The 19,451-nt window shown below is 38.7% G+C and carries 19 protein-coding genes and 1 pseudogene; 18 read left to right on the forward strand and 2 right to left on the reverse strand.

All coding sequences use genetic code 11. The features are described from left to right. The first annotated feature begins 11 nt into the window (after positions 1–11). Entirely contained in the window at positions 12–572 is a 561-nt protein-coding gene (locus EXE09_RS06290; RefSeq protein ID WP_087554255.1) for a hypothetical protein, read from the forward strand. Between the two features lie 59 nt (positions 573–631). Beyond that, positions 632–919, forward strand: a complete 288-nt coding sequence (locus tag EXE09_RS06295) for a hypothetical protein (RefSeq protein WP_068974373.1) — start codon at positions 632–634, stop codon at positions 917–919. Positions 920–1,346: 427 nt separating this feature from the next. Here the strand turns inward: EXE09_RS06295 and EXE09_RS06305 are convergent, their stop codons facing one another. Continuing rightward, a complete protein-coding gene (locus EXE09_RS06305; protein WP_068974372.1) occupies positions 1,347–1,562 on the reverse strand; it encodes a hypothetical protein in 216 nt (71 codons plus the stop codon). 215 nt (positions 1,563–1,777) lie between these two features. Here EXE09_RS06305 and EXE09_RS06310 point away from each other — a divergent pair, with 215 nt between their 5' ends. From EXE09_RS06310 to EXE09_RS06375, 14 genes and pseudogenes are all read left to right on the forward strand, one after another. Beyond that, positions 1,778–1,984 (forward strand): hypothetical protein, encoded by a 207-nt coding sequence (locus tag EXE09_RS06310; RefSeq protein ID WP_068974371.1) that lies wholly within the window; start codon positions 1,778–1,780, stop codon positions 1,982–1,984. Positions 1,985–2,538: 554 nt separating this feature from the next. After that, positions 2,539–6,627, forward strand: coding sequence for a tape measure protein (locus EXE09_RS06315; RefSeq protein WP_228257173.1), 4,089 nt, complete (start codon positions 2,539–2,541; stop codon positions 6,625–6,627). A 2-nt stretch (positions 6,628–6,629) separates the two neighbouring features. Beyond that, on the forward strand, positions 6,630–7,043 hold the full coding sequence (locus EXE09_RS06320) for a hypothetical protein (protein WP_130116700.1): 414 nt from the start codon (positions 6,630–6,632) through the stop codon (positions 7,041–7,043). Beyond that, the gene (locus tag EXE09_RS06325) at positions 7,033–8,994 is read left to right on the forward strand and encodes a hypothetical protein (protein ID WP_130116701.1); all 1,962 of its coding nucleotides are present in this window, start codon (positions 7,033–7,035) and stop codon (positions 8,992–8,994) included. Before EXE09_RS06320 ends, EXE09_RS06325 begins: the two co-directional genes overlap by 11 nt. A gap of 9 nt (positions 8,995–9,003) precedes the next feature. Beyond that, a complete protein-coding gene (locus EXE09_RS06330) occupies positions 9,004–10,623 on the forward strand; it encodes a hypothetical protein (RefSeq protein ID WP_130116702.1) in 1,620 nt (539 codons plus the stop codon). A gap of 121 nt (positions 10,624–10,744) precedes the next feature. Further along, entirely contained in the window at positions 10,745–11,914 is a 1,170-nt protein-coding gene (locus tag EXE09_RS06335; RefSeq protein WP_130116703.1) for a hypothetical protein, read from the forward strand. After that, a complete protein-coding gene (locus tag EXE09_RS06340; protein ID WP_130116704.1) occupies positions 11,914–12,198 on the forward strand; it encodes a hypothetical protein in 285 nt (94 codons plus the stop codon). Before EXE09_RS06335 ends, EXE09_RS06340 begins: the two co-directional genes overlap by 1 nt. Then, a complete protein-coding gene (locus EXE09_RS06345) occupies positions 12,180–12,572 on the forward strand; it encodes a hypothetical protein (RefSeq protein WP_130116705.1) in 393 nt (130 codons plus the stop codon). The genes EXE09_RS06340 and EXE09_RS06345 overlap by 19 nt, the downstream gene beginning before the upstream one ends. Positions 12,573–12,587: 15 nt before the next feature. Then, positions 12,588–14,471: a hypothetical protein gene (locus EXE09_RS06350; RefSeq protein ID WP_130116706.1), complete on the forward strand. Its 1,884-nt coding sequence runs from the start codon at positions 12,588–12,590 to the stop codon at positions 14,469–14,471. Beyond that, positions 14,464–14,694, forward strand: a complete 231-nt coding sequence (locus tag EXE09_RS06355; RefSeq protein ID WP_130112139.1) for a hypothetical protein — start codon at positions 14,464–14,466, stop codon at positions 14,692–14,694. The genes EXE09_RS06350 and EXE09_RS06355 overlap by 8 nt, the downstream gene beginning before the upstream one ends. A 65-nt stretch (positions 14,695–14,759) precedes the next feature. After that, on the forward strand, positions 14,760–15,146 hold the full coding sequence (locus tag EXE09_RS06360; RefSeq protein WP_130116707.1) for a hypothetical protein: 387 nt from the start codon (positions 14,760–14,762) through the stop codon (positions 15,144–15,146). A 95-nt stretch (positions 15,147–15,241) separates the two neighbouring features. Beyond that, entirely contained in the window at positions 15,242–15,439 is a 198-nt protein-coding gene (locus EXE09_RS06365) for a hypothetical protein (RefSeq protein ID WP_130116708.1), read from the forward strand. A gap of 58 nt (positions 15,440–15,497) precedes the next feature. Beyond that, positions 15,498–16,088 carry an N-acetylmuramidase family protein gene (locus EXE09_RS06370; protein ID WP_130116709.1) on the forward strand — a complete coding sequence of 197 codons (591 nt, stop codon included), beginning with the start codon at positions 15,498–15,500 and terminating at the stop codon, positions 16,086–16,088. After that, positions 16,085–16,449, forward strand: a pseudogene (locus EXE09_RS06375) (hypothetical protein). The gene EXE09_RS06370 and the pseudogene EXE09_RS06375 overlap by 4 nt, the downstream one beginning before the upstream one ends. A gap of 142 nt (positions 16,450–16,591) precedes the next feature. Here EXE09_RS06375 and EXE09_RS06385 read toward each other — a convergent pair. Then, positions 16,592–17,245, reverse strand: a complete 654-nt coding sequence (locus tag EXE09_RS06385) for a hypothetical protein (RefSeq protein ID WP_130116711.1) — start codon at positions 17,243–17,245, stop codon at positions 16,592–16,594. Positions 17,246–17,547: 302 nt separating this feature from the next. Here EXE09_RS06385 and EXE09_RS06390 point away from each other — a divergent pair, with 302 nt between their 5' ends. Together EXE09_RS06390 and EXE09_RS06395 are read left to right on the forward strand one after the other, a co-directional pair. Continuing rightward, positions 17,548–18,306, forward strand: a complete 759-nt coding sequence (locus tag EXE09_RS06390) for a cell envelope integrity protein TolA (protein ID WP_130116712.1) — start codon at positions 17,548–17,550, stop codon at positions 18,304–18,306. 9 nt (positions 18,307–18,315) lie between these two features. Next, positions 18,316–19,362 (forward strand): hypothetical protein, encoded by a 1,047-nt coding sequence (locus EXE09_RS06395; RefSeq protein ID WP_130116713.1) that lies wholly within the window; start codon positions 18,316–18,318, stop codon positions 19,360–19,362. The last annotated feature ends 89 nt before the right edge of the window (positions 19,363–19,451 follow it).

Raw genomic sequence — 19,451 nt, forward strand, 5'->3', positions numbered from 1 at the left:
TAGGTTTTAATATGAATGAATTCTTTCTCGCATCAAACAGAACTATTCAAAAAGAAGATATTGAAATCAATCAAATCACAGTGAAAGATTTAGATAAATGGTCTCAATTTGCAGAACCTATCAGAAAAGAATTAAAACAAGATTATTCGGATGAAAAAGCTGAGTCGGTTATAAAGCAAAATAAAACCTCCGCTTTAATGCTTTGTTCGCTCACTACCAATTTCGACACTGATGTTTTTCTCAGCATCATGAACACAGATGCGGATAAATTTATCTCAATATTCTCTGAAGTACTGGTGGTGAATAAAGCTTATTTCGATCAAGAAGATGCTAAAAAAACAAAAGAAAAAACAGAAACAACTTGGTTCGACTCATTCCAGTTTTTAATCAGTAAAGGTCATAGACATAAAGATATTTTAGATTATAGTTTCGGCACATTTTTAGAATACTTAAAAGCAGCTCAACGCAATGAGCGAAATTCACTTCTAAGCTTTGGTAGTGCTATGCGTGTTTCATATCATGCTGATAGTAAAGCGTATTCAAAATACACTGAAGAAGTGAAGAAAGGTTAATTTTCACATTGATTATTCAGTGGGCGATAGATATTCTTTGATTAAAACGTGGGGGTTTTATGAAAAAGATATTATTTATTAGCTTGTTGCTTGGATTTACTACGGTAAGCGCTTATGCGGTAGATGCGAGAAGCATTCGCACCTCAACAGAATTGGTTACTTATGATGATTCGGTTGGATCAATGCTTTCAAAGCTTGGAAGACCCGAATCTAAGAATGAATACACTTCGCGTGATTCGCGCGGAAAGCTAATGTTTTTAACTGATTATTACTACACGATCGACAACTTAAAATACACCGTAACCATTTGGGAAGGTAAAGTATTTAGAATCCAGTGGGAGCGTTGATTCTGAGTCATACAGTTGAGTGTCAAGTTTGTGGGCATGTTGGGGCAACCAAAAGCAAAGGGAGTGTTTTGGTGTTGATCGTCTTACTCTTGCTTTTCTTTCCAGTGGGTATTTTGTATTGGCTTCTTAATCGAAAGACTAAAGTTTGTAGCTCTTGTAGTAGTAGCAATGTAAGGCTATATCGACCACAGCAAGCTAATAATCGATTGCATCAAAGCAATAGTGTTCAATTGCTTCAGTGTCCAGATTGTCGTGAGGAAATTCGTTTTGATGCTAGAAAGTGTAAGCATTGTGGGAGTGTGGTGGAATAATGAATTTTAAAGCTTTGACTGGATAACTGGAAATTATCAGCAAAAGTTACCGATTTAGATCATAATTTAATTAGACCTCCCGAGGGAGGTCTAATTAAATACACTTAAACTTCAAATTACTCAGATGAAGATTTTTCTGTATTTGGCACAGTAGTAACTTGTTTATGCTCGTTCGTTACTTTTTGCTTTTGACTAGGCATATAGTCTGGTTCACTAGACATGGCTAAATATAAAAAAGTGAAAAAGACTGATGTTAAAACCGCAACGATGGCTATAAATTTCCAGCCCAAGGTAGTTGATTCTGAATCATTTGATGTGTGATTGTTTTTCATATAAAACCCAAAAGGAAAATGTAAAAAAGTGCAACATTTATATCATAAAACTCTCAATTAATTTCTCATAACCAGAGTTATGGTTTTGAAATATTTCTAAGATTAATACTTTTAGGGTATATTGTCTGTATTCAGTGAGCAGTACAAATTTAATAATCATTGAATTTTTTGTTTACAGCCTTGGCTGTTTTTTTATTTGTTTTTAAGGTGTTTTTATGAATAAGCTAGCAATTAATGTAAAAGATCAATTTGGATCGCAATATGAGGTCGAAGCGACTCTAGATGATATTGTTGTAAATGAAGCCAAAACCCACGAACGAATTAAGCATATTGTTTTTGAAGGTGAAGTGCTTCGTCCTAATTTTGAGATGCTTTTTGAAAGTTCAAATACAGGGAAAGTTTTAAAAATTGTGAAATCTTAATTTGCTTATTTTAGAGGACCTCCTACGGGAGGTTTTTAATATCTAGAATTTAGAAAAAGTTGTAAACCGCACCACTACAACTTGAATTGATATCAAGCACAACTCACAAGTTTTACTTTGAAAGCCGAGCTATTTAGTTCGGCTTTTTTATTACCTAAAGAAAAACCCCAATGCGGAAACATCGGGGTTTTGGATTCCACTCAACCGAGAAGTAAAGAGGAAAGTAAATCTGTATGGAAGATTTTATCAAATTAATTAATTGGTGTCTAACGGAGATCAACAAAATGAAAGCGTGGAGATTTATTGCACTTTTATTGACTGCAATTGTATGTGTATATATTTGGAAAAACTAATAAAAAGGTAGGCGGAAAAATGACATCAAAAGGTGCTGATCGTGTCGGTTTGTTACAAGGGGTAGCGCTTCTAGTCTTAGCATTAAGCGCTTTAGGACTTTCTGTGGCGGCAATTTTATATGCCTTAAAATAAAGCTACTACTTAATCATCGTACCACCTCCTATATGGAGGTTTTTTATTGCCTAAATTTTGAGGTTCTCATGTCAAAAAATCTAACATTTAAACTCATTTTAGATGGTGATAACAAGGGTTTAATTAGCGCAGCAAAACAATCTGAAACAACCGTTAGATCTGTTTTGGAGACCATTAAAACAGAAGCTGAAAAAATAAAGATAGATGCCTTGGTTGGTGAGCTGGCAAAAGCAACAACGGAAATATCATCACTTGGTGATAAAAGTGCGATTAGTGCAACACAGTTGCGCGATATGTCAACCCAAAGTCAGCAAATGATCAGCGGATTAAAATCAGAGCTGATAGGGGCGCAAGCTGAACTGGTACGACTATCTCAAACAAATGCTTCACCAGCTGATATACAAAATGCAATAAATCGTGTTGAAGACCTAAAGTCGTCAATTCAAACTGTTGAAACAGCATTTGGCGCTTACGAATCTGTAGCAAGAAATGCAATGACTGGTGTTGATAGAGCCGCAAGCAAGACAATTGCCGAGGTTCAAAAATTCACATCAGTGGATTTGAATAATGTGGTTTCTGAGGCACAGAATGCAACCCGTGCTATTGAAAGTATGGGTGATGGTGCTGTTGTTTCATCCCAAGAGATTGAACGAATTAGTCAATTGGGTGCAAACTCGATAAGTACGCTTGAGAAAGAATTACAGCAAGCTACAACTGAACTAAAGAACCTGAGTCAAAGTACCAGTGCAGTACCTTTAGAAAAGTTTAATGAGGCGAGCAATCGAGTTGTAGCGCTTGAGGATGCACTATCCTTAACCCAAATAGCCTTTAAAGATTTTCAAACAAAAGCATCATCTGCAATGCATGAAGTCTCAGATAGCACAAATAAGGCGGCAGATAGTGCAAAGAAAGCTGGAAACGATATCTACAGTGCATTAGGTATTCGACCACCAACTGTAATTAATGATGCAATTACAGACCTAACTAAAAAACTTGAAGACTTTAAAAAAAATAGCAAACTTCCAGCGGAAGAAATTGCTCGTGTTACCAAAATTACTGAGCAAGAAATTTCACGTTTAAAAAATGAATTAAGTGGAGTTGATTCCGCGGCAGAAAAAGCCAACTCAGGTGTATCAACTTTATCTAAAGGAATGGGTGGTGCAAGATTTGCCGCAAACGCATTAGTCGGTGCAATGGCTGCTCTCGGTGTTGGTTTTGGTGTTAAGGAATTAGCCCAAACAGCCGATTCTTATACCAACTTATCAGCACGCATCAATATCGCCACCCAAGATGGCGGTAACTTTGCTCAAGCGATGGCGGGTGTACATCAGGTTGCCCTTGCAACGAATAGCTCACTTGAAGCCACAGGTACGCTATTCACAAAGATTAATGACACTGGTAAGCAAATGGGGCTTACACAACAACAGTCATTAGATTTAACGAAAACGATTAACCAAGCAATTCAAACTGGCGGTGGGTCAGCACAGGCAAGTGAAGCGGCAATCACACAATTAGCTCAGGCGTTACAGTCTGGTGTGTTGCGTGGGGATGAATTCAACTCGATCATGGAGCAAGCGCCAGGTTTAACTAAGGCTTTGGCATCAGGATTGAATGTCACTACTGGTGAACTCCGTAAAATGGCTGAAAATGGAGAGCTCTCAGCCGAGCGTGTTGTTAAGGCAATTCAAAGTCAGTCAGCGGCAGTACAAGCAGATTACGATAAATTCCCAACAACAATCGGAAACGCATTACAACGCATTTCAACTAGTTGGGAAATCCTGATTGGCAAGATGGATCAAGCAAGTGGAACATCTTCACAGGTTGCTCAGTGGTTAGCAATGCTTGCGGATAACATCCAAAACCTCAAAATATTTATTGATGATATTGGTGAAGGTTTTGTTTGGATTGGAGATAAACTACAAAGCATTGATCCATCGACAATTAATGTACTTAAATCAACATTAAGTGATGCATATGATACTGTAAAATCATTAATTTCAAACGTTGCTACACTCGAGGAGACAATTTGGAGTGCGTTTACCACAGCTCTTGATAGTGTCTCTCCGCTTTTTGCTGCATTATTGAGCGGAAAAGAGGAGGTTAGTGGGCTTGAGGTTGCGCTGAATACATTAAGAATGGCATTTGCAGCCATTAGCGATATAGCAACTGGTTTTAATATCGGTCTAAAACTACTCTTATCTGGAATTCAGTTTTTATCAGGTGGTTTGTATGCGCTTAGTTCACAAGTCTTAGGTTTCTTGGGTTTTGATACTTTAGCGCAACAAGCTTTGAATGCATCCGATCGGATGTTTGCTCAGGCTGAAAAAAATGGTAGCGAAGCCGCTAAACTTGCTGAGAATCACAAGTGGGCTGTAATTGAAACCTACAAGGATATTAGTAAAACAGAGGAGCAAGGGAATCAAGAGTCTATCGCTCTATCAAAAGAAAAGCTAAACCAACTATTAGCGGATCAAAAAACAGAAGCTGAAGGGAAAAAAGTTACTGAGGATGAAAAACTAAAAGCCGTCCAAGCCTATGCTGAGGCATCCATTAAAGCCAATGGTGGCGTAATGGATGGCGTGATGCAAGCTGATCTATTAACCAAGGGCTATATCGTCACAATTGATGAAGCGGGTAAGGTTTCTGTTCAGGCAGGTGAAAGCGCAGCGCAGGCAGCCGAAAATGCCAAGGTTAAAGAAGAGGCTCTTAAAGTTGCTAAAGATAACGTCAAAAAGGCAGATGAAGAGCTTCTTGCATACCAAAAGCAGGCTGCAGTAGAGCGCGTATTAGTGGATAAGCAGATTGAGGAAGCCAAGCGAACAGGTGATTTAAATGCATTGGTTTCTGCTCAAAACTCCGTTAATGCTATAGATGCTAAAGAAAATGAGCTTCGCAATAATCGTAATACTCGTATTACAGAGCTTAATAATGCAACTACAGGATCAGGTAAGGTTGCTGAGTCTGCTTACTCCAGAGCTTCCGCTGCTGCAAAGATATTTGATGTAGATCTTGATGCATCACTGAACAAAGTATCCAAGTCTTTTTCTGCTACTGGTGGGGAATTGGATGGTTTTAAAAACAAGTTAAGCGAAGCTGGGGTGACTGGCAAACAAGCAGGGGATGTAACTTACCAAGCGTGGCTTAAATGGCTAGAAACCGCGAAATCACAAGCTGAGATAGATGCGGCAAAAGCCAAGCTCAAAGAATTTGGTGACCAAGGGGTAATTTCAACATCACAGGTAGATCAAGGGCTATTTGCAATAAAAATGCAAGCACAGAAGTTACCCGATGATATTGATCCTGTAACAGCTTCTTTTAAGCGACTTGGAATTGAAACTAAAGAAAACTTAGCACTTGCTGCTAAACAAGCAATGATGGATTTCATTAATATCAGAGATAGTGGAAAGGCTACAGCTGAAGGAATTCAACAAGCTTACACAAAAGCAATGCAAGCCGCTGAGTTGTCGGGTGATGCAGGACAAATCGCCGTAGCAAAGTCTACAGCTGCAACAGCTGGAATGATTACCACAGTTGATGAGGCTGGAAAAACCGTCGTCAAATCTTATGCAGAAATGGACAGAGCAGCAAAAGCCCACGCCTCAACAGTTTCAAATGGTGTAACAAGTGCTTATCGCCGCATGGGTGAAGTTGCTCGCGAAGAAGCTCTTTCATCTACCGAAGCTTGGAATAAAGCACTGGAAGCGCAACAAGGCGGAATTCATGCAACAAGAAAAGGCGAGAAAACACGCTTAGCATTCGATCAAAGTGGAGTTGAAGCAGAACTTAAAGCCATGGGTTATGACGATAAAAGAGCGACTGAAATTGCGCAAAGCATTTTGAACGGATCTAAGTCTGGCGATGGTTATAAAAATGCTTCTAAGTCTTGGCTTGCTAAAAATGGACTTGATATTGTTGGGTCATTTGCTGGTGGGGGTGGTGGCACATCGAATGCGAACTATGTGCGTGAGCAATTAGAGCGTTATTCGCAGTATTCGGGTAGTAAGTCATCATCGAGTCTTAACTCAAACCCAACATCAACACGAAGAATTGAACTTTCAAATGGTCAACAAACAGCGAGTCTCACTGGTTCAGGCAAGGATGTTGATTCAGTGGAGCAAATGCTAAGTCAATTTGAAATGCTTAAGAAGAGCAGTTAAATATGAAATTAATACGTGTAGCAACATCAGAAGCCGTCTCATTGTCAGACGGCTTTTTATGGTCTGATGAATTTGATTGGCAACCCATTGAGCAGTCACAAGAGCGCGCAGTAAACGGTTCTTTGATTATTCAAGAAGGCAAAAAGAAGTCAGGACGACCGATCACACTAACAGCTGATAAAAACATGGCTTGGGTTAAACGCCATGTGGTTTCAAAGCTAAAAGACTGGTCAGTACTGCAAGAAAAATTCACGCTTCAGTTTGAATATTTTCATGATAAGCGAACTTTTAATGTCGCTTTTAATCATCAAGAAAAAGCAATTGAGGCACGTCCTGTGCTTGATCACCCAAGCGTTTCAGAAGACGACGAATATAACGTAACGCTCAGATTTTTGGAGTTAGAAGATGCCGATTGAAACTAAAGATTTAGTCATTTATGAGTCTGAACGTCTGACTGACAACGATGATGGTGGTGGAAAATACAACGGTCAAATCATTCAAGATGGGCTTAGCAATAACCTGTTTGATGATATTTCTGAATTAGATCGCACGATGGGTAATGTGTCTATTCGCAAGATTTTTCCTGCAGTTATCACAAATGACACTGATAAATTAATGGGTGCAACTGTATTTATTTCAGAGTTGCCTAAAGACCCGAATGTTTCAGCTCTTCTATTTAGCACAAAAAGTTGGACTGATCAGCGCAAAGCAGCCCAAAACCGTATTGAAAACTACTTAGCGAAAGGTGGTCAGACTGCGGGTTATCCGCAGGATACACACTATCAAGGCATGAAAACCTTGCAAGCCATCATGTTTCCTGAAGAAACAGAAGCATCAGTCGGTAGTACGATTGTTTTAGCTTCAAATGAGGGTAAAGCACTTCAACATGAGCAGTATGTGCGAGTTACTAAAGTCGAAACGCGAACTGCAATTTTGATTGTTGAAAATAAAAAGGTTGAATATAAGGTTGCGACATATTCACTTAACGATCCGCTTGATCAAGACTATGTAGGGCTTTCAGCAAAGCAGTGGTACAACGGAGATAAAAGCCAAACTATTCTTCGTGACACGCTTGTTGCTGATACAGGGCTTTATTACTCATCTGTGAAGCTAAAAAGCGCAGCGACTGTTGGTGAATACACTGTAAATGCAAAAGATATTTTTGCTCAGCTTATTCCGTCTGCACAGACAGAATCACCAATTGTTGATGTAAACGCTGCGGGTGAGAGTGTTGTTTTAGTGCCTGGGAACTCAGGTTCTATTTCAGCAAACTTCTCAACAACAGTGGGTACGAGTCAAAACCTATACATCGGCTCAAGTGTAATGCCTTCAAGTGTTTCATTTAGCTTATTTGGTCAGCAAATTACAGACCAAGGCGGATTGCTTAAAAATAGCCAAGGTACACAAGTAGGCGTGATCGACTATCAGCGCGGGTTAATTCAATGGACCACTGCAGCAGGCTCAGGGGCAACAACACTTGCAATCACATTCACACCTGCTGCATCACCAAGTCAGTATTTTCAAAGTTATTCAGTGCCAGTGACACAGAATAATCAAAGTTCGAACTGGACAGGGGTTTTAGTCCCGATTCCTGCACCTGGTTGTTTATCGATTTCTTATATGGCGCAGGGGAAGTTTTACGAACTTAAAGACGATGGCTCAGGGCAATTAAAAGGCTCTAGCACGTCTTTTGGTTCGGGTCGAATTAACTATGAAACAGGATCTTGGACATTCACAGCGGGTGTGTTACCAGATGTGGGTACACCGATCTTGCTTTTATGGGGTACACCGATCATCACTTTTGTGCGCTCTGGTTTACCTGTAAACAAAGCAAAATTTGCGTTCAGATTGAATCAAGGTGGAGTCGCAACAGGTGTAACGATTGATTGGTTACTTGAGGGAGTGCCGAAAAAAGCAGTGAGCAATGCGCAGGGTAAATTCACTGGTGATGCAACAGGCTTTATGAATTACAGCACAGGCGAGGGCGAAATAATTCCGCTTAAGCTGCCGCAGAAAAATACTGAATTCAAAATTACTTATAATTTTGGATCAAAACAAACTCAGACAAAATTTAACGTTATGCCCGATTCAGCTCAAAAATTAACATTTGTAGTTGGGATGGGGTCGCCGTTACAGCCAAACAGTATCGGTTTGCGTATCCCACTCAGTTCAGTGGGTGGAAATTTCGGACATCTTGATTTGATCGATGTGCCTATATCATCAAGCATGGGGAATCTCGTAGATAATCAAGATCAGGTGCAAGGCAAGATTGATTACACTAGTGGTCAAGTAGAAGTTACACCAGCAATGATTAAGAAAGTTTTTGATTATATATACACACCATCCAATGTCTACGCATCAGCATGAGGGGGATTCATGGCTTCATTTTATTCACCGCAAGTCTCACAAATCAGTGGTCGTGACGTTGAGTTGCGAGCATACAATCCAGTTGATATTGAAGTTACTTATCGTGACACTTCGTGTTTAAATTCAGCAAATCAAACAGTACTTGCTGACAAAATTAAACTTGATTTGTCATCGGGTTATAACGAGCAGATATTGACTGGTTCGGTTCGTTTTAAAATTGGAAATGATACGTTTTTGGATCGAAATGGTACGCTTTATCGAAATGTGGATCCCGCAACTAATAGCGGGATTGCATCAGGTGTGATGCAATACGGAAACGGGTTGGTTGAGCTTGATACTTGGACTCCAAATATTGACAACGCTGTTGCATTACAGTCACTGACAACAACAACTGACTTACCACCAGTTAATAAGCTAAGCTTTAGAACTCCAATTATTCCAATTCGTCCGCAATCTCTAACTGTAGTTGTTTCATCAATAGATTTTGGTCAATTGACTTTAACTGCTGATGAAAACGGTGTAATTGAAACAAGCCGAGCGCACGGAAAAGTCAACTACATCACAGGTATTGTTGAGATATTTTTCTACACTAAGACTGAAATCACAGTGACAAATAGACCTGAAATTGAAGCAAAGTCTTGGTATGACATTCTTTTAGAATATGAAGAAGCTGGTAGGCAGTACATAAATGTTCCAGTTTGGGTTGATGCTTCGTCTGCTCGATACAATGCTATTGCTTATACATATATCCCGCTTGATGCGGAAATCCTCGGTTTATCAGCTACACGCTTACCACTCGATGGACGTGTACCGATTTTCCGTGTCGGTGGTATGTGTGTTGTAAGCGCATCTAAAGAATATGTGATGCCTGATCATGTTGCGGGCAAAACTTATGAGTTGGGCGATGCACGTATTGCATGGTGTGAGCTTGAGGATAGTAAAGGTGTGAAAGTCACATACGATCAATATGTTGTTGATTATGATTATGGGAAATTTACATTGTCAGGTGATTTTGCGGTAAATGCACTTACACCTCCGTTTACTGCCAAATTTCGCTATCGTGACATGGGCTTGATACGTGATGTTCAAATCAGCGGACAGATCACATTAACCAAACCCTTAACCCACAATTATGATGCAGAAAACACGATTGTGGGTTCAGCTTTAGTGATTGGCGATATGCAAGCACGATACACACGCAAATTTGTTCAACAGACTTGGAATAGCGTTTGGGCTGATGAAGCAACAGGTGGTGCTATTTCAGCAAACTACAATGATGCAATTTACCCAATTCAAGTGACAAACAAGGGTGCGATTCAGGAGCGTTTTGCGATTGTCTTTACAAGCAGTACAGCTTTCAAATGCGTGGGTGAGTATTCGGGCGAAGTGGGAACAGGCACCATCGGTGAAGACTTCTCCCCGATTAATCCAGTCACTAAAGTTCCATATTTCATAGTTAAGAAAGAAGGGTGGGGATCGGGTTGGGCGAACGGAAATACACTACGCTTCAATACAATCGCTGCGAACTACCCAGTTCAGTTGATCCGAACCGTTAAACAGTCTGAACCAACGCAAATATCAGATCAATTCCAAACGATGCTGTGTGGGGATATTGATCGAATTGTATAACTTGTAAATTAATAGTGACCGCTTATGCGGTTTTTTTTGTGAGCAAAAAATGTCAAATCTTGTTAAACACTATCGAAACGATATGAAAAACATCCCTCAGCTCACAAACAACTGGGGGAGTATGATTAAGCTTTTAGATAAAGTCTTGGTAGAGGGTTTTAACTTTGTGCCAGTTTTATCTATTACAAAATCATCAACAGAAGCAATCACAGCAACGATCTCTTTGGGTGCAGGGCACGGTTTTATTGATCGTCAAGTTGTGCGGATTGGTGGGTCAACAAACGGGTGGGATGGTGACTTTAAAGTACTATCAGCAAATACGAATGATATTGTGATTGAGTGTTTATCATCGCATCCGCAAGCGATTTCAGGGAGTGCAATCTGTTCCACAGCTCCGCTTGATTTTGAAATTGTATTTAGCACACCGATCGATAGCACAGAGCCAAAACGAGCATATAGATCAACAGATCCTGAATCACTGGGTCTAATTTTGCTTGTGCATGATTTTTGTGTGAGTGGTGCAGCTGCCACTGGAGCTAAGTTTGCAAAAATTGGTGTCGTCTCAAGCATGAGTGATATTGATAATATCACTGGTGTGCAGATGCCATTTGATGCACAAAACCCAAATGCAAACTGGGGGTGGGATGGCACACACCACGGTTGGGCAAAGTGGTATTATGCTGTTGCTCATACAAATTACGACAATGGTTTCTCGGCAGATAGTGCAGCTGTTCCGTATATTGGGGGGCCCTTCACAATCGCAGGCACAGGTGAGAGTGGCTTTGTTTTGTCGATTAATATTGGCCTGCAAAACTGGGTTGAAACATGGGGCGCATACGGATTTGTTGAGTTTTACGACTCATCATTAAAAAGTAAAAATGCGCTACTAATGTGTGCAGGCATACCGAATAGATATGCGCAAAGCACAGACCACGCTATCCTTGCGCGTGGTGCAATTGTGCCGTTCGGTACAGGAGATAGTGTAGGGTCAAGCGCTGGGCAGCTAAAAGGATTGATTTGGTACAAAAGTAATGGTGTTGCTAATAGTGAGGGCCTAGTGAGGCCTCCATATCTTGATTTGCAGAGTGCTAACCATATCATTTCTGATATGTTAATTATTGATTCAAGCGGTGTAACACGGGGTGTCGTACCTTTCTTAAAGACTACAACGCTAGCAACAACAACAAGCAAAATAGATGCGGATTTTGGAAAAATTGCCAACTATGCATCTTCATGGAACTCAAGTATCGCAACATCAACTCGATATTGTTTAACACTGGAGAGTAAATAATGTATGTAAGTAAATCATTTGCTGTATCTCCTGATTATGCGAGCAAAATTTCTGTTGTTGCGGGCAAGACTTTGGAAATAGGAACCCCTGTTTCAAGACAAGTTCGAGCGTATGGCAGATCAAATGGTGCTTTACTAGGATCAGTTCAAAGTGATAAGAATGGGGTGTATAAGATGTATTTGCCACTTGATGTTGCTTATACAATTGTTTCATTAGATCCTCATAAAACATATAACGCAGTCATTCAAGACAACGTGGTGCCACAATGGGTAAGCCATCTTTAAAAACAAGCTTGGCAATGCTACGAGCGACAGCTAATTTCTTAGATCAAGGTAGCGCAAATGCTACCCTTATTTTTTATGATGACTCAAAACCTGTTTCAATTGATGTTGATGCAAAAAGCTCAGCAAAGGTTTTAGTTCTTGATTTGCAAAAGCCATGCACCAAAGCAATTCATGAAAACAATATAGAGTTATTCTCAACAAATGCAGGCGTTGCAATTAAATCTGGCACAGTAAAATGGGCGAGATTGATTAATGGTGAGGGTGTAGCTGTTGCTGATATTAATGTTGGGACTGACATTGTTTTAGATAATTACGATATTGTACTTGGATCAAGCGTAAAACTTGATGTGATTTATTTAAGCCCACAGCTCTAAAAAATGAGGTGGTAAATGTCTGACTACACGCCACCAGATGCTTTGAATGTAATTTTGAATTTTACCAAAGAATTAAAGCCAGTTGATTCACAAAATTTAGTTTTAAATTTTGGTGCTGAAGATGGGTTTAATTACGCAAATATCAGCATTGATACGTCATTTAGATTTAGCGCAACGGGCACGGTAGAGCCACCGATTGATGTGCATGGCTCAGCCAATATCCTCATTGATACTGCGTTTGCTTTTGAGGCAGTGGGTACATTTGATATTAATCACATTGTCGGTGTTTCGTTAAATAATTCTTTGATTTATCAAAAAGCTTTGCCGTGTTTAAGTGTTGTGCAAATACCTTGGTCAAAGCCAATTTTAAGAGCCCTGAATAGGGCTTCTTTTTATGATGCAGGCTTAACCCAACTTACCGTTGTTGATATTAAAAACGAAGAAGGGAAGCCACTTGCTCAAAATATCAGAACGATTTTTGAAGAATCAACAGGTTTAAACTCTAATTTAGATTTGCGTTGGCAAGAAAATATTAGGCTTAAGAAACAATATGGGTTTGACTACGAAGTTGCTGAGAAAAAATACATTGAGCGTCAATTTGATTGGGTTGAATTGATTCGAAAACGTAAGCAGTTTACTTACTCACATGAAGTTGCCAAACATTTTGAAAAAACATATCAATTTGAGTGGGATAAAGGGCTAGAGTTTGTTACGGCAAATGAATTTGTGTGGCAGAAAGCTCGCCCGATCCACTATAGAAAGCATCCTGTTCAACCTTGGCCAAAGCCGGAAATTCTAGGATATGTCGGCAGTACAAATCTAGAATTCAACTGTTTATGCACAAAAGTAGATTCACACAATGTGATTTTGAATTTTGGTGTAGATGACTGTATTCCCGCAATTAAAAATCAAAATTGGTGGTATATCGTGAATGAAGTATCAATCATAAACACTCGAACAAATGAAGAAATAATTGTTTTAAATGGTAAATACGGCACAGATCGAAGCCGATGGTGTTGGTCTTACAGCTTGACTGTTGTTGAACCCGAAATGAGTAAACTGCAAAAATTTGATGTGTTGAAAATTTCTGTGAATGGCAATGTTCACATGATGATGTATGAAGATTATTCAAAATCCCAAGTGTTCGCTAAAACGATTTACACGTTGTCGGGTCGTAGTCAATCTGCATTGCTAGAATCTCAATATTCACCTGTACGCTCATATCTACAAGAAAATGAGCGTACATCAGTGCAACTTGTTCAAGCTGAATTAGATCGAGTAAATAGTGACACTCAACTGAATTGGCAGCTCATCGATGATCTTGGGTGGATTGTTGAAACAGAAAGTCTAAGTTATACAAATCAAGCGCCAATTGATGCGATTAAAGTGATTGCTGAAGCTGGTGGTGGTTTTGTTTATAGTGAAAAGGACAGTAATACAATCTCAATTAAACCGTTTTACAAGAAGACATACTGGGATGTAATGACTGTTAGTGATTATGATTCACTGATACCTGAAAGCATTGTCACACAGCATTCTGAAAGCTATCAAGAATTTCTGCACTACAATGCAATTACATTAACAAACCCAAGAAACGGCAACACAGGGCAGATTAAACGCAGAGATACTGCAGGTGATGTTTTATTAGAGCCTGTGGCTAATCCGCTTTTTAATGCTGTCAGCATGGGTGGTTTTGGTCGTACAAAATTGGCGAAATCAGGTCGTGTTGAAGATCATGTTTTTAATATGCCTATTTCGCAAAAGTCACCTGAACAGGTTTTGGGTGATGTTTTTGCATTCGATGGGAAGTGGCGGGGTATTGTTGATGCAGTCGATGTGTCATTTACATATTCAAAAGTAGAGCAAACTGTAAAAGTGGAGCGTATTGTAAATGAGTAATCCGCTTGAAAGACTAATGGCTTTGATGCCTAAAGCACCTGAATTTGTCGGCACAATTACAAGTGTTAATCACCCAAATTACAAAGTCTTGGTTTCTGATAATTCAGGTTTGGTGATGTGCACTAGTTCGGTCGAATACAAAACAGGTGATCGAGTTTTTATCTCAAATAATGAAATTAAAAGATCTGCACTGCAGGGCACTGTGGTTCAGATAGAAGTGTGAAGTTATCAAATACAGCACCCAATCGGGTGCTTTTTTATTGCCAAAATTAAAGGATATTGATGTAAATGGAACCAGTCGCAACAGGCAGTCTCACTGCTTTTTTAAAGTTTTATGGTGCTGCAATAGCTGTAACACTCGCAATTGCAGCAGTAGCAACAGTCGTTATTATGATGCGTTTCCCTCGTTCACCACAGGAGTGGGCAGTAGGCTTAATTTGTACTGTCGTTTCAAGTCTTACCGGTGGTGCTTTCATCATTGTACGATGGGGTTTACATGAGTGGGTGACAGATATCTGGGGGGTGATTGCATTAGGTGGATTCTTTTTCGTCTGTGGTTTACCGGGTTGGGCCATTGTTCGTTGGACATTCAACTTTATTAATCGCCAGGAGGGGAAGACGATTATCGAAGTGGTGAAAGAACTTAAAAATGCAAAAAATGACATAAGTAGATAAATATTGGAAATATGTGACTTTTATCGCAATATTATTGAGTAAGGTATTAATCTTTAGTATAATTTACTCTCGTTGTTTTTAAGTAGGGTTCATTAATGAGTGCAATTTTATGGGATGGCGAAAGTATATTTCCTGAAAGAGTTGAATTATTTAAGACTTTCTTAAAAAAATACCTTGCTTTAAATGGTCGTGCTGAACTTTTAGAAAGTGAGGCTTTTCACTATGACCCTGAGCGTGACGAATTTCTAAATCAAGATATTCAAGAGTACTACCATCTTTGGTCAGCTACCTAAATTTATAAAACATTTGAACCACCTTCGGGTGGTTTTTTTACGCCTAAAGGAAAGTAAAATGAGTAAAAAATTAACCTCAGATCAAATTAAGAATCAGGCTCTAGCACTTGGTGTTGAAGTCGCAACACTTCGAGCTGTCATTGAAGTGGAGTGCAAAGGTTCTGGTTTTAACTCTGATAATACGCCTGTAATTTTATTTGAACGTCATGTTATGCGACAGCGTTTGATTGCAAATAACAAATCAAAAGTTGTAGAAACAATGATGATCAAGCGGCCAGATCTATGTAATACAACTGCAGGTAACTATGGCTTGTACACTGCACAACATGGTCGTCTAAACGCAGCGTCTCAATACGATCGGACATCAGCACTAGAATCATGCTCATGGGGCGTAGGTCAGGTGATGGGTTATCACTGGAAAGCACTCGACTATCCGACTTTACAGTCATTTATCAATGCAATGTATAAGGATGAGGCATCACAACTTGAAGCAATGTGTCGCTATATCAAAGTGAATAATCTTGTTAATGCGTTGATGAATAAAGACTGGAAAGCATTTGCGCGTGGTTACAATGGTGTTGCGTACGCTAAAAATAGCTATGACGTGAAATTGGCAAATGCTTATAAAAAGTGGAGTGCCACCGCATGACAATAAAACTAATCTGGAAATTCAAAACTTGGGTCGCTATAGCGATCCTTTTTGTTTTATGGCTTGGCCAAGTTGCATATACAAATCACTTGGCGGGAAAACATCAAAAGCTGAATCAGTTTGTCAGCAGAAAATACTGAAACTCAAAGACGATCAACAAAAAGCATTGATCAAAAAACAAAATGAAATCAACCAAGTGAGCGCAGATTATGAGCAACTTAAATCAGAACAACGCATCAAAGTCGAAACAGTTACACGTGAAGTGCAAAAGATCGTTGAGCGTCCTATTTATAAGTCTATTTGCTTTGATGATAGCGGCGTGTCAGCAATCAACTCACTTATCACCGAGAATTCCAGCTAATTTGCTTGAGCCTTGCCCTAATCTTCAGCAATTAGAAGATGGGACAGGGCGAACTTTATTGATTTGGTCTGTCAATACTGTGGTGAAATATAATGAGTGTAAAAGCAAGCATGAGGCGATTGTGAAGGCCTTCGAGTGAGGGTTACGCTTTATAATATTTCTTTAGCTCAACAATAAAAGCCCTATACCTATTTCTTGTATCAATCATTAGATCATCTAGCCGTTCATGAATATTATTATCAACGGTAAAGTTGAGGTTATTTTCATAATTCTGATAAACTGTACTATAGACTTCTAAGTTACCCATTAATTCATTGATTTTAGGAACATACAGCAAATTGTATTCAGTTTCATCAATAAAATATCCTAGGTTAGATAAGCTTAAAGTTGTTAAGTCGCTCAAATTTTTAAGCCTATTAAAGTGATCACTAAGTAAGTTTTTAAATCTAGGTCTATCTTCTACTCTCAATTGGCTGTAATTCCTAACAAACCCAGAAATTATTACTAACTCTTGATTGGCAAAATCAATGAAATCATAGATTCTCATGCAAAGTTGAGCATCAATATTCTTATTATGGGTATCCTTCCAGTCATTAAATAACTTTGAAGCAATATAAGCAGCAGTTAATGTTGCGAAACCACCAAAAAAACTAGCAGTTATTGACAATGATTCCTTTAAAGGATGGTTGCTTGAATCAGGATCAATAAGTATGAAATAGTAAGATACACCAAATATAAGTAGTGAAAAAAATCCTACAATTAGAATTGCAGTCTGGACTGAATCTTTTAAAGTCATAATTAAATACTTAAAACGCAAGTAATTAAATAATGATTTATTAGTTATTTACAGTCAACAACTTGCTCCAAGCATAATCATCCCATTCTTTGTAAAATAGGTTTTAGTTGATATATCTAGGTTTATGGATAGATGAATTAAATATACCTGCGATTTTTTCGCTTCAAATGCATTGATATTAATGATTAAATTGAGATGTATTCTACTTTTTAAATATAGCTATAGAATTTAAACAACTTCTTTCATCTAGCATAAGATGAATATTTTCATAATATTTTAGAGGTTAAAACCTTGGGTGAAATATGAAATTACTGAAATATATATTTTTAATAATTACCTTTGGCTTTAATACAGCTTATGGCAATGGTGTTATTATTTGGTCTCCTTGTTGGGGTGGATATGATAAAAATGGTCAACTGGCAATTGATATAGGGGCTAAAATAGGGGTAAGAGGCACTGGCGGCTTGACTCCATATGAATATAATGAGAAATACTGTGTCAGTCATACACAGTGTGTGGCAATGGGTTACTGTAGCGCCCAGGATGCTAAAGAACAGCAACAAGCCAATGAATTAAAGAAAAAACTTGACGCTGAAAAAAGACAAAGAGAGCGTGAAGCGCAAACTGCCAAACAAAAAGCTGAAACTGCAGAGAAAGTTCGATTAGAAAAGGAACGTGTTGAAAAGGCGAAGATAGCCGCTGAAGCAAAAAAGGCTGAAAGTAAATATAAGTTAAATAATCGTGATGCACTGGAATTTGCACAGTCAAAAGTTGCAGTAGAAAAAGTTTTGCCACCAAAGCCGCAGAAATGCATCATTGAAACAAAGCAATCTATTGGAAAAATGAATTTCTCTTTGTATAGAACGATTCAGGCATCGAAGGACGCTTATAGCAAAGTTAATAAAGGTGATCTGTGTAATGGCAATGGTGGAAGCCTAGGTTCGTTGGATTGTCCAAATCCTGTGAATTTATTTGGAATGCAAATTGCAAACTGTACTGCCACAGTTACTTGTCCTCCAACTAAAAAGGAAGTCCCTTGTTCTTCGGCTACAAGGCAATAAGGGGGAGTTATGATTACTAAATTATTTAAGATTTTGACACTTACTTTTGTTGCGATGGCTGTTACAAATACGCAAGCCCAATCAATCTGGAAAGAGGTTTACAAGGGCTCATTTAATCGTGTTGTGTTTCAGGGAGATCCTAGGCTGGAGTATGGTGTGTCTGGCTCATCATTGGTGCTATCTGCACTTGATGAAAAAAACAGAGTGCTGTTTGTTCGTTTTTTTGGAAAGAAGATTAACTGGGATGGGTTAATAGTTTCAAAAAAGCATCCAATTTATGGAGATGTACACTGTTATGAAGAAGAAAAGCAAACTTACTGTGTGGGCGTAGATGGTAAAACTATCCCAGTAGTACTGACTGGAAATCAAACTTACCATGAGTTTTTACAGGACTACACAAGGGCTCAATTAAACTTACGAGATCAGTTGGCAGCAAAACTGGTTAAAGAAGGGAATAGTGTTAGTGTTTCTACTGCGAAATTGAACTTATATAAAAACCGTCATCTGTTTGAATATGGAAGCTCCTTTGAAACAATTGAAAATGCTCAAGATTTTTTAACACATATACGTGTAGACGGAAGGATAAACTATCCTAGTCCACCCAAATTCAAGGATAGAAACACTTGGGCTGAAAATGTCAGATCAATGACTTTCGAGACTATAAGTCACTGTAAAAGTAAGCTTAAAATCTTTGAAGATGATGCAATATGGGCAATTCACACTGATATTAACTGGGCGGGTGATGAGAGAAAGTATAATGTAGGCTACAAATGGTCCCAACCCATAGATTGGGCAAAAACGGAAAGCTTGTATTCAACTAAAGATATAGCAAATGGATTTAAATTAACTGGAAAATATCTGGATGATTATTCATGGCCATTAGAGTGGAAATATGGGTGGAACGTTCAGACAGCATTGAAAAATGCTGGTCCTAAAGGTGGAAAGATTTATAACTATGAAAGCTATGATGTAACCCTAGGTGATTCCAATGCTGAAATTGTCGCAAGAACGAGATATGTAATTAATTTTTTAAGAGCCAATTGTTCTATGCAATAAACCAAGCTTACAAAAACTAGGATACTTCCTGAAATTACAATAATGAGCCCTGTAAATTTACAGGGTTTTCTTTTATGTATGTAGCAAAC

The sequence above is a fragment of the Acinetobacter sp. WCHAc060025 genome (assembly GCF_004209355.1).
In the GTDB taxonomy this organism is placed as follows: Bacteria; Pseudomonadota; Gammaproteobacteria; order Pseudomonadales; family Moraxellaceae; genus Acinetobacter; species Acinetobacter wuhouensis.

Excerpts from the sequence above, each read along its gene's own strand:
- EXE09_RS06290 (WP_087554255.1), top strand. The coding sequence starts at position 12 with ATGAATGAATTCTTTCTCGCATCAAACAGAACTATTCAAAAAGAAGAT.
- EXE09_RS06295 (WP_068974373.1), top strand. The coding sequence starts at position 632 with ATGAAAAAGATATTATTTATTAGCTTGTTGCTTGGATTTACTACGGTA.
- EXE09_RS06305 (WP_068974372.1), bottom strand. The coding sequence starts at position 1,562 with ATGAAAAACAATCACACATCAAATGATTCAGAATCAACTACCTTGGGC.
- EXE09_RS06310 (WP_068974371.1), top strand. The coding sequence starts at position 1,778 with ATGAATAAGCTAGCAATTAATGTAAAAGATCAATTTGGATCGCAATAT.
- EXE09_RS06315 (WP_228257173.1), top strand. The coding sequence starts at position 2,539 with ATGTCAAAAAATCTAACATTTAAACTCATTTTAGATGGTGATAACAAG.
- EXE09_RS06320 (WP_130116700.1), top strand. The coding sequence starts at position 6,630 with ATGAAATTAATACGTGTAGCAACATCAGAAGCCGTCTCATTGTCAGAC.
- EXE09_RS06325 (WP_130116701.1), top strand. The coding sequence starts at position 7,033 with ATGCCGATTGAAACTAAAGATTTAGTCATTTATGAGTCTGAACGTCTG.
- EXE09_RS06330 (WP_130116702.1), top strand. The coding sequence starts at position 9,004 with ATGGCTTCATTTTATTCACCGCAAGTCTCACAAATCAGTGGTCGTGAC.
- EXE09_RS06335 (WP_130116703.1), top strand. The coding sequence starts at position 10,745 with ATGATTAAGCTTTTAGATAAAGTCTTGGTAGAGGGTTTTAACTTTGTG.
- EXE09_RS06340 (WP_130116704.1), top strand. The coding sequence starts at position 11,914 with ATGTATGTAAGTAAATCATTTGCTGTATCTCCTGATTATGCGAGCAAA.
- EXE09_RS06345 (WP_130116705.1), top strand. The coding sequence starts at position 12,180 with ATGGGTAAGCCATCTTTAAAAACAAGCTTGGCAATGCTACGAGCGACA.
- EXE09_RS06350 (WP_130116706.1), top strand. The coding sequence starts at position 12,588 with ATGTCTGACTACACGCCACCAGATGCTTTGAATGTAATTTTGAATTTT.
- EXE09_RS06355 (WP_130112139.1), top strand. The coding sequence starts at position 14,464 with ATGAGTAATCCGCTTGAAAGACTAATGGCTTTGATGCCTAAAGCACCT.
- EXE09_RS06360 (WP_130116707.1), top strand. The coding sequence starts at position 14,760 with ATGGAACCAGTCGCAACAGGCAGTCTCACTGCTTTTTTAAAGTTTTAT.
- EXE09_RS06365 (WP_130116708.1), top strand. The coding sequence starts at position 15,242 with ATGAGTGCAATTTTATGGGATGGCGAAAGTATATTTCCTGAAAGAGTT.
- EXE09_RS06370 (WP_130116709.1), top strand. The coding sequence starts at position 15,498 with ATGAGTAAAAAATTAACCTCAGATCAAATTAAGAATCAGGCTCTAGCA.
- EXE09_RS06385 (WP_130116711.1), bottom strand. The coding sequence starts at position 17,245 with ATGACTTTAAAAGATTCAGTCCAGACTGCAATTCTAATTGTAGGATTT.
- EXE09_RS06390 (WP_130116712.1), top strand. The coding sequence starts at position 17,548 with ATGAAATTACTGAAATATATATTTTTAATAATTACCTTTGGCTTTAAT.
- EXE09_RS06395 (WP_130116713.1), top strand. The coding sequence starts at position 18,316 with ATGATTACTAAATTATTTAAGATTTTGACACTTACTTTTGTTGCGATG.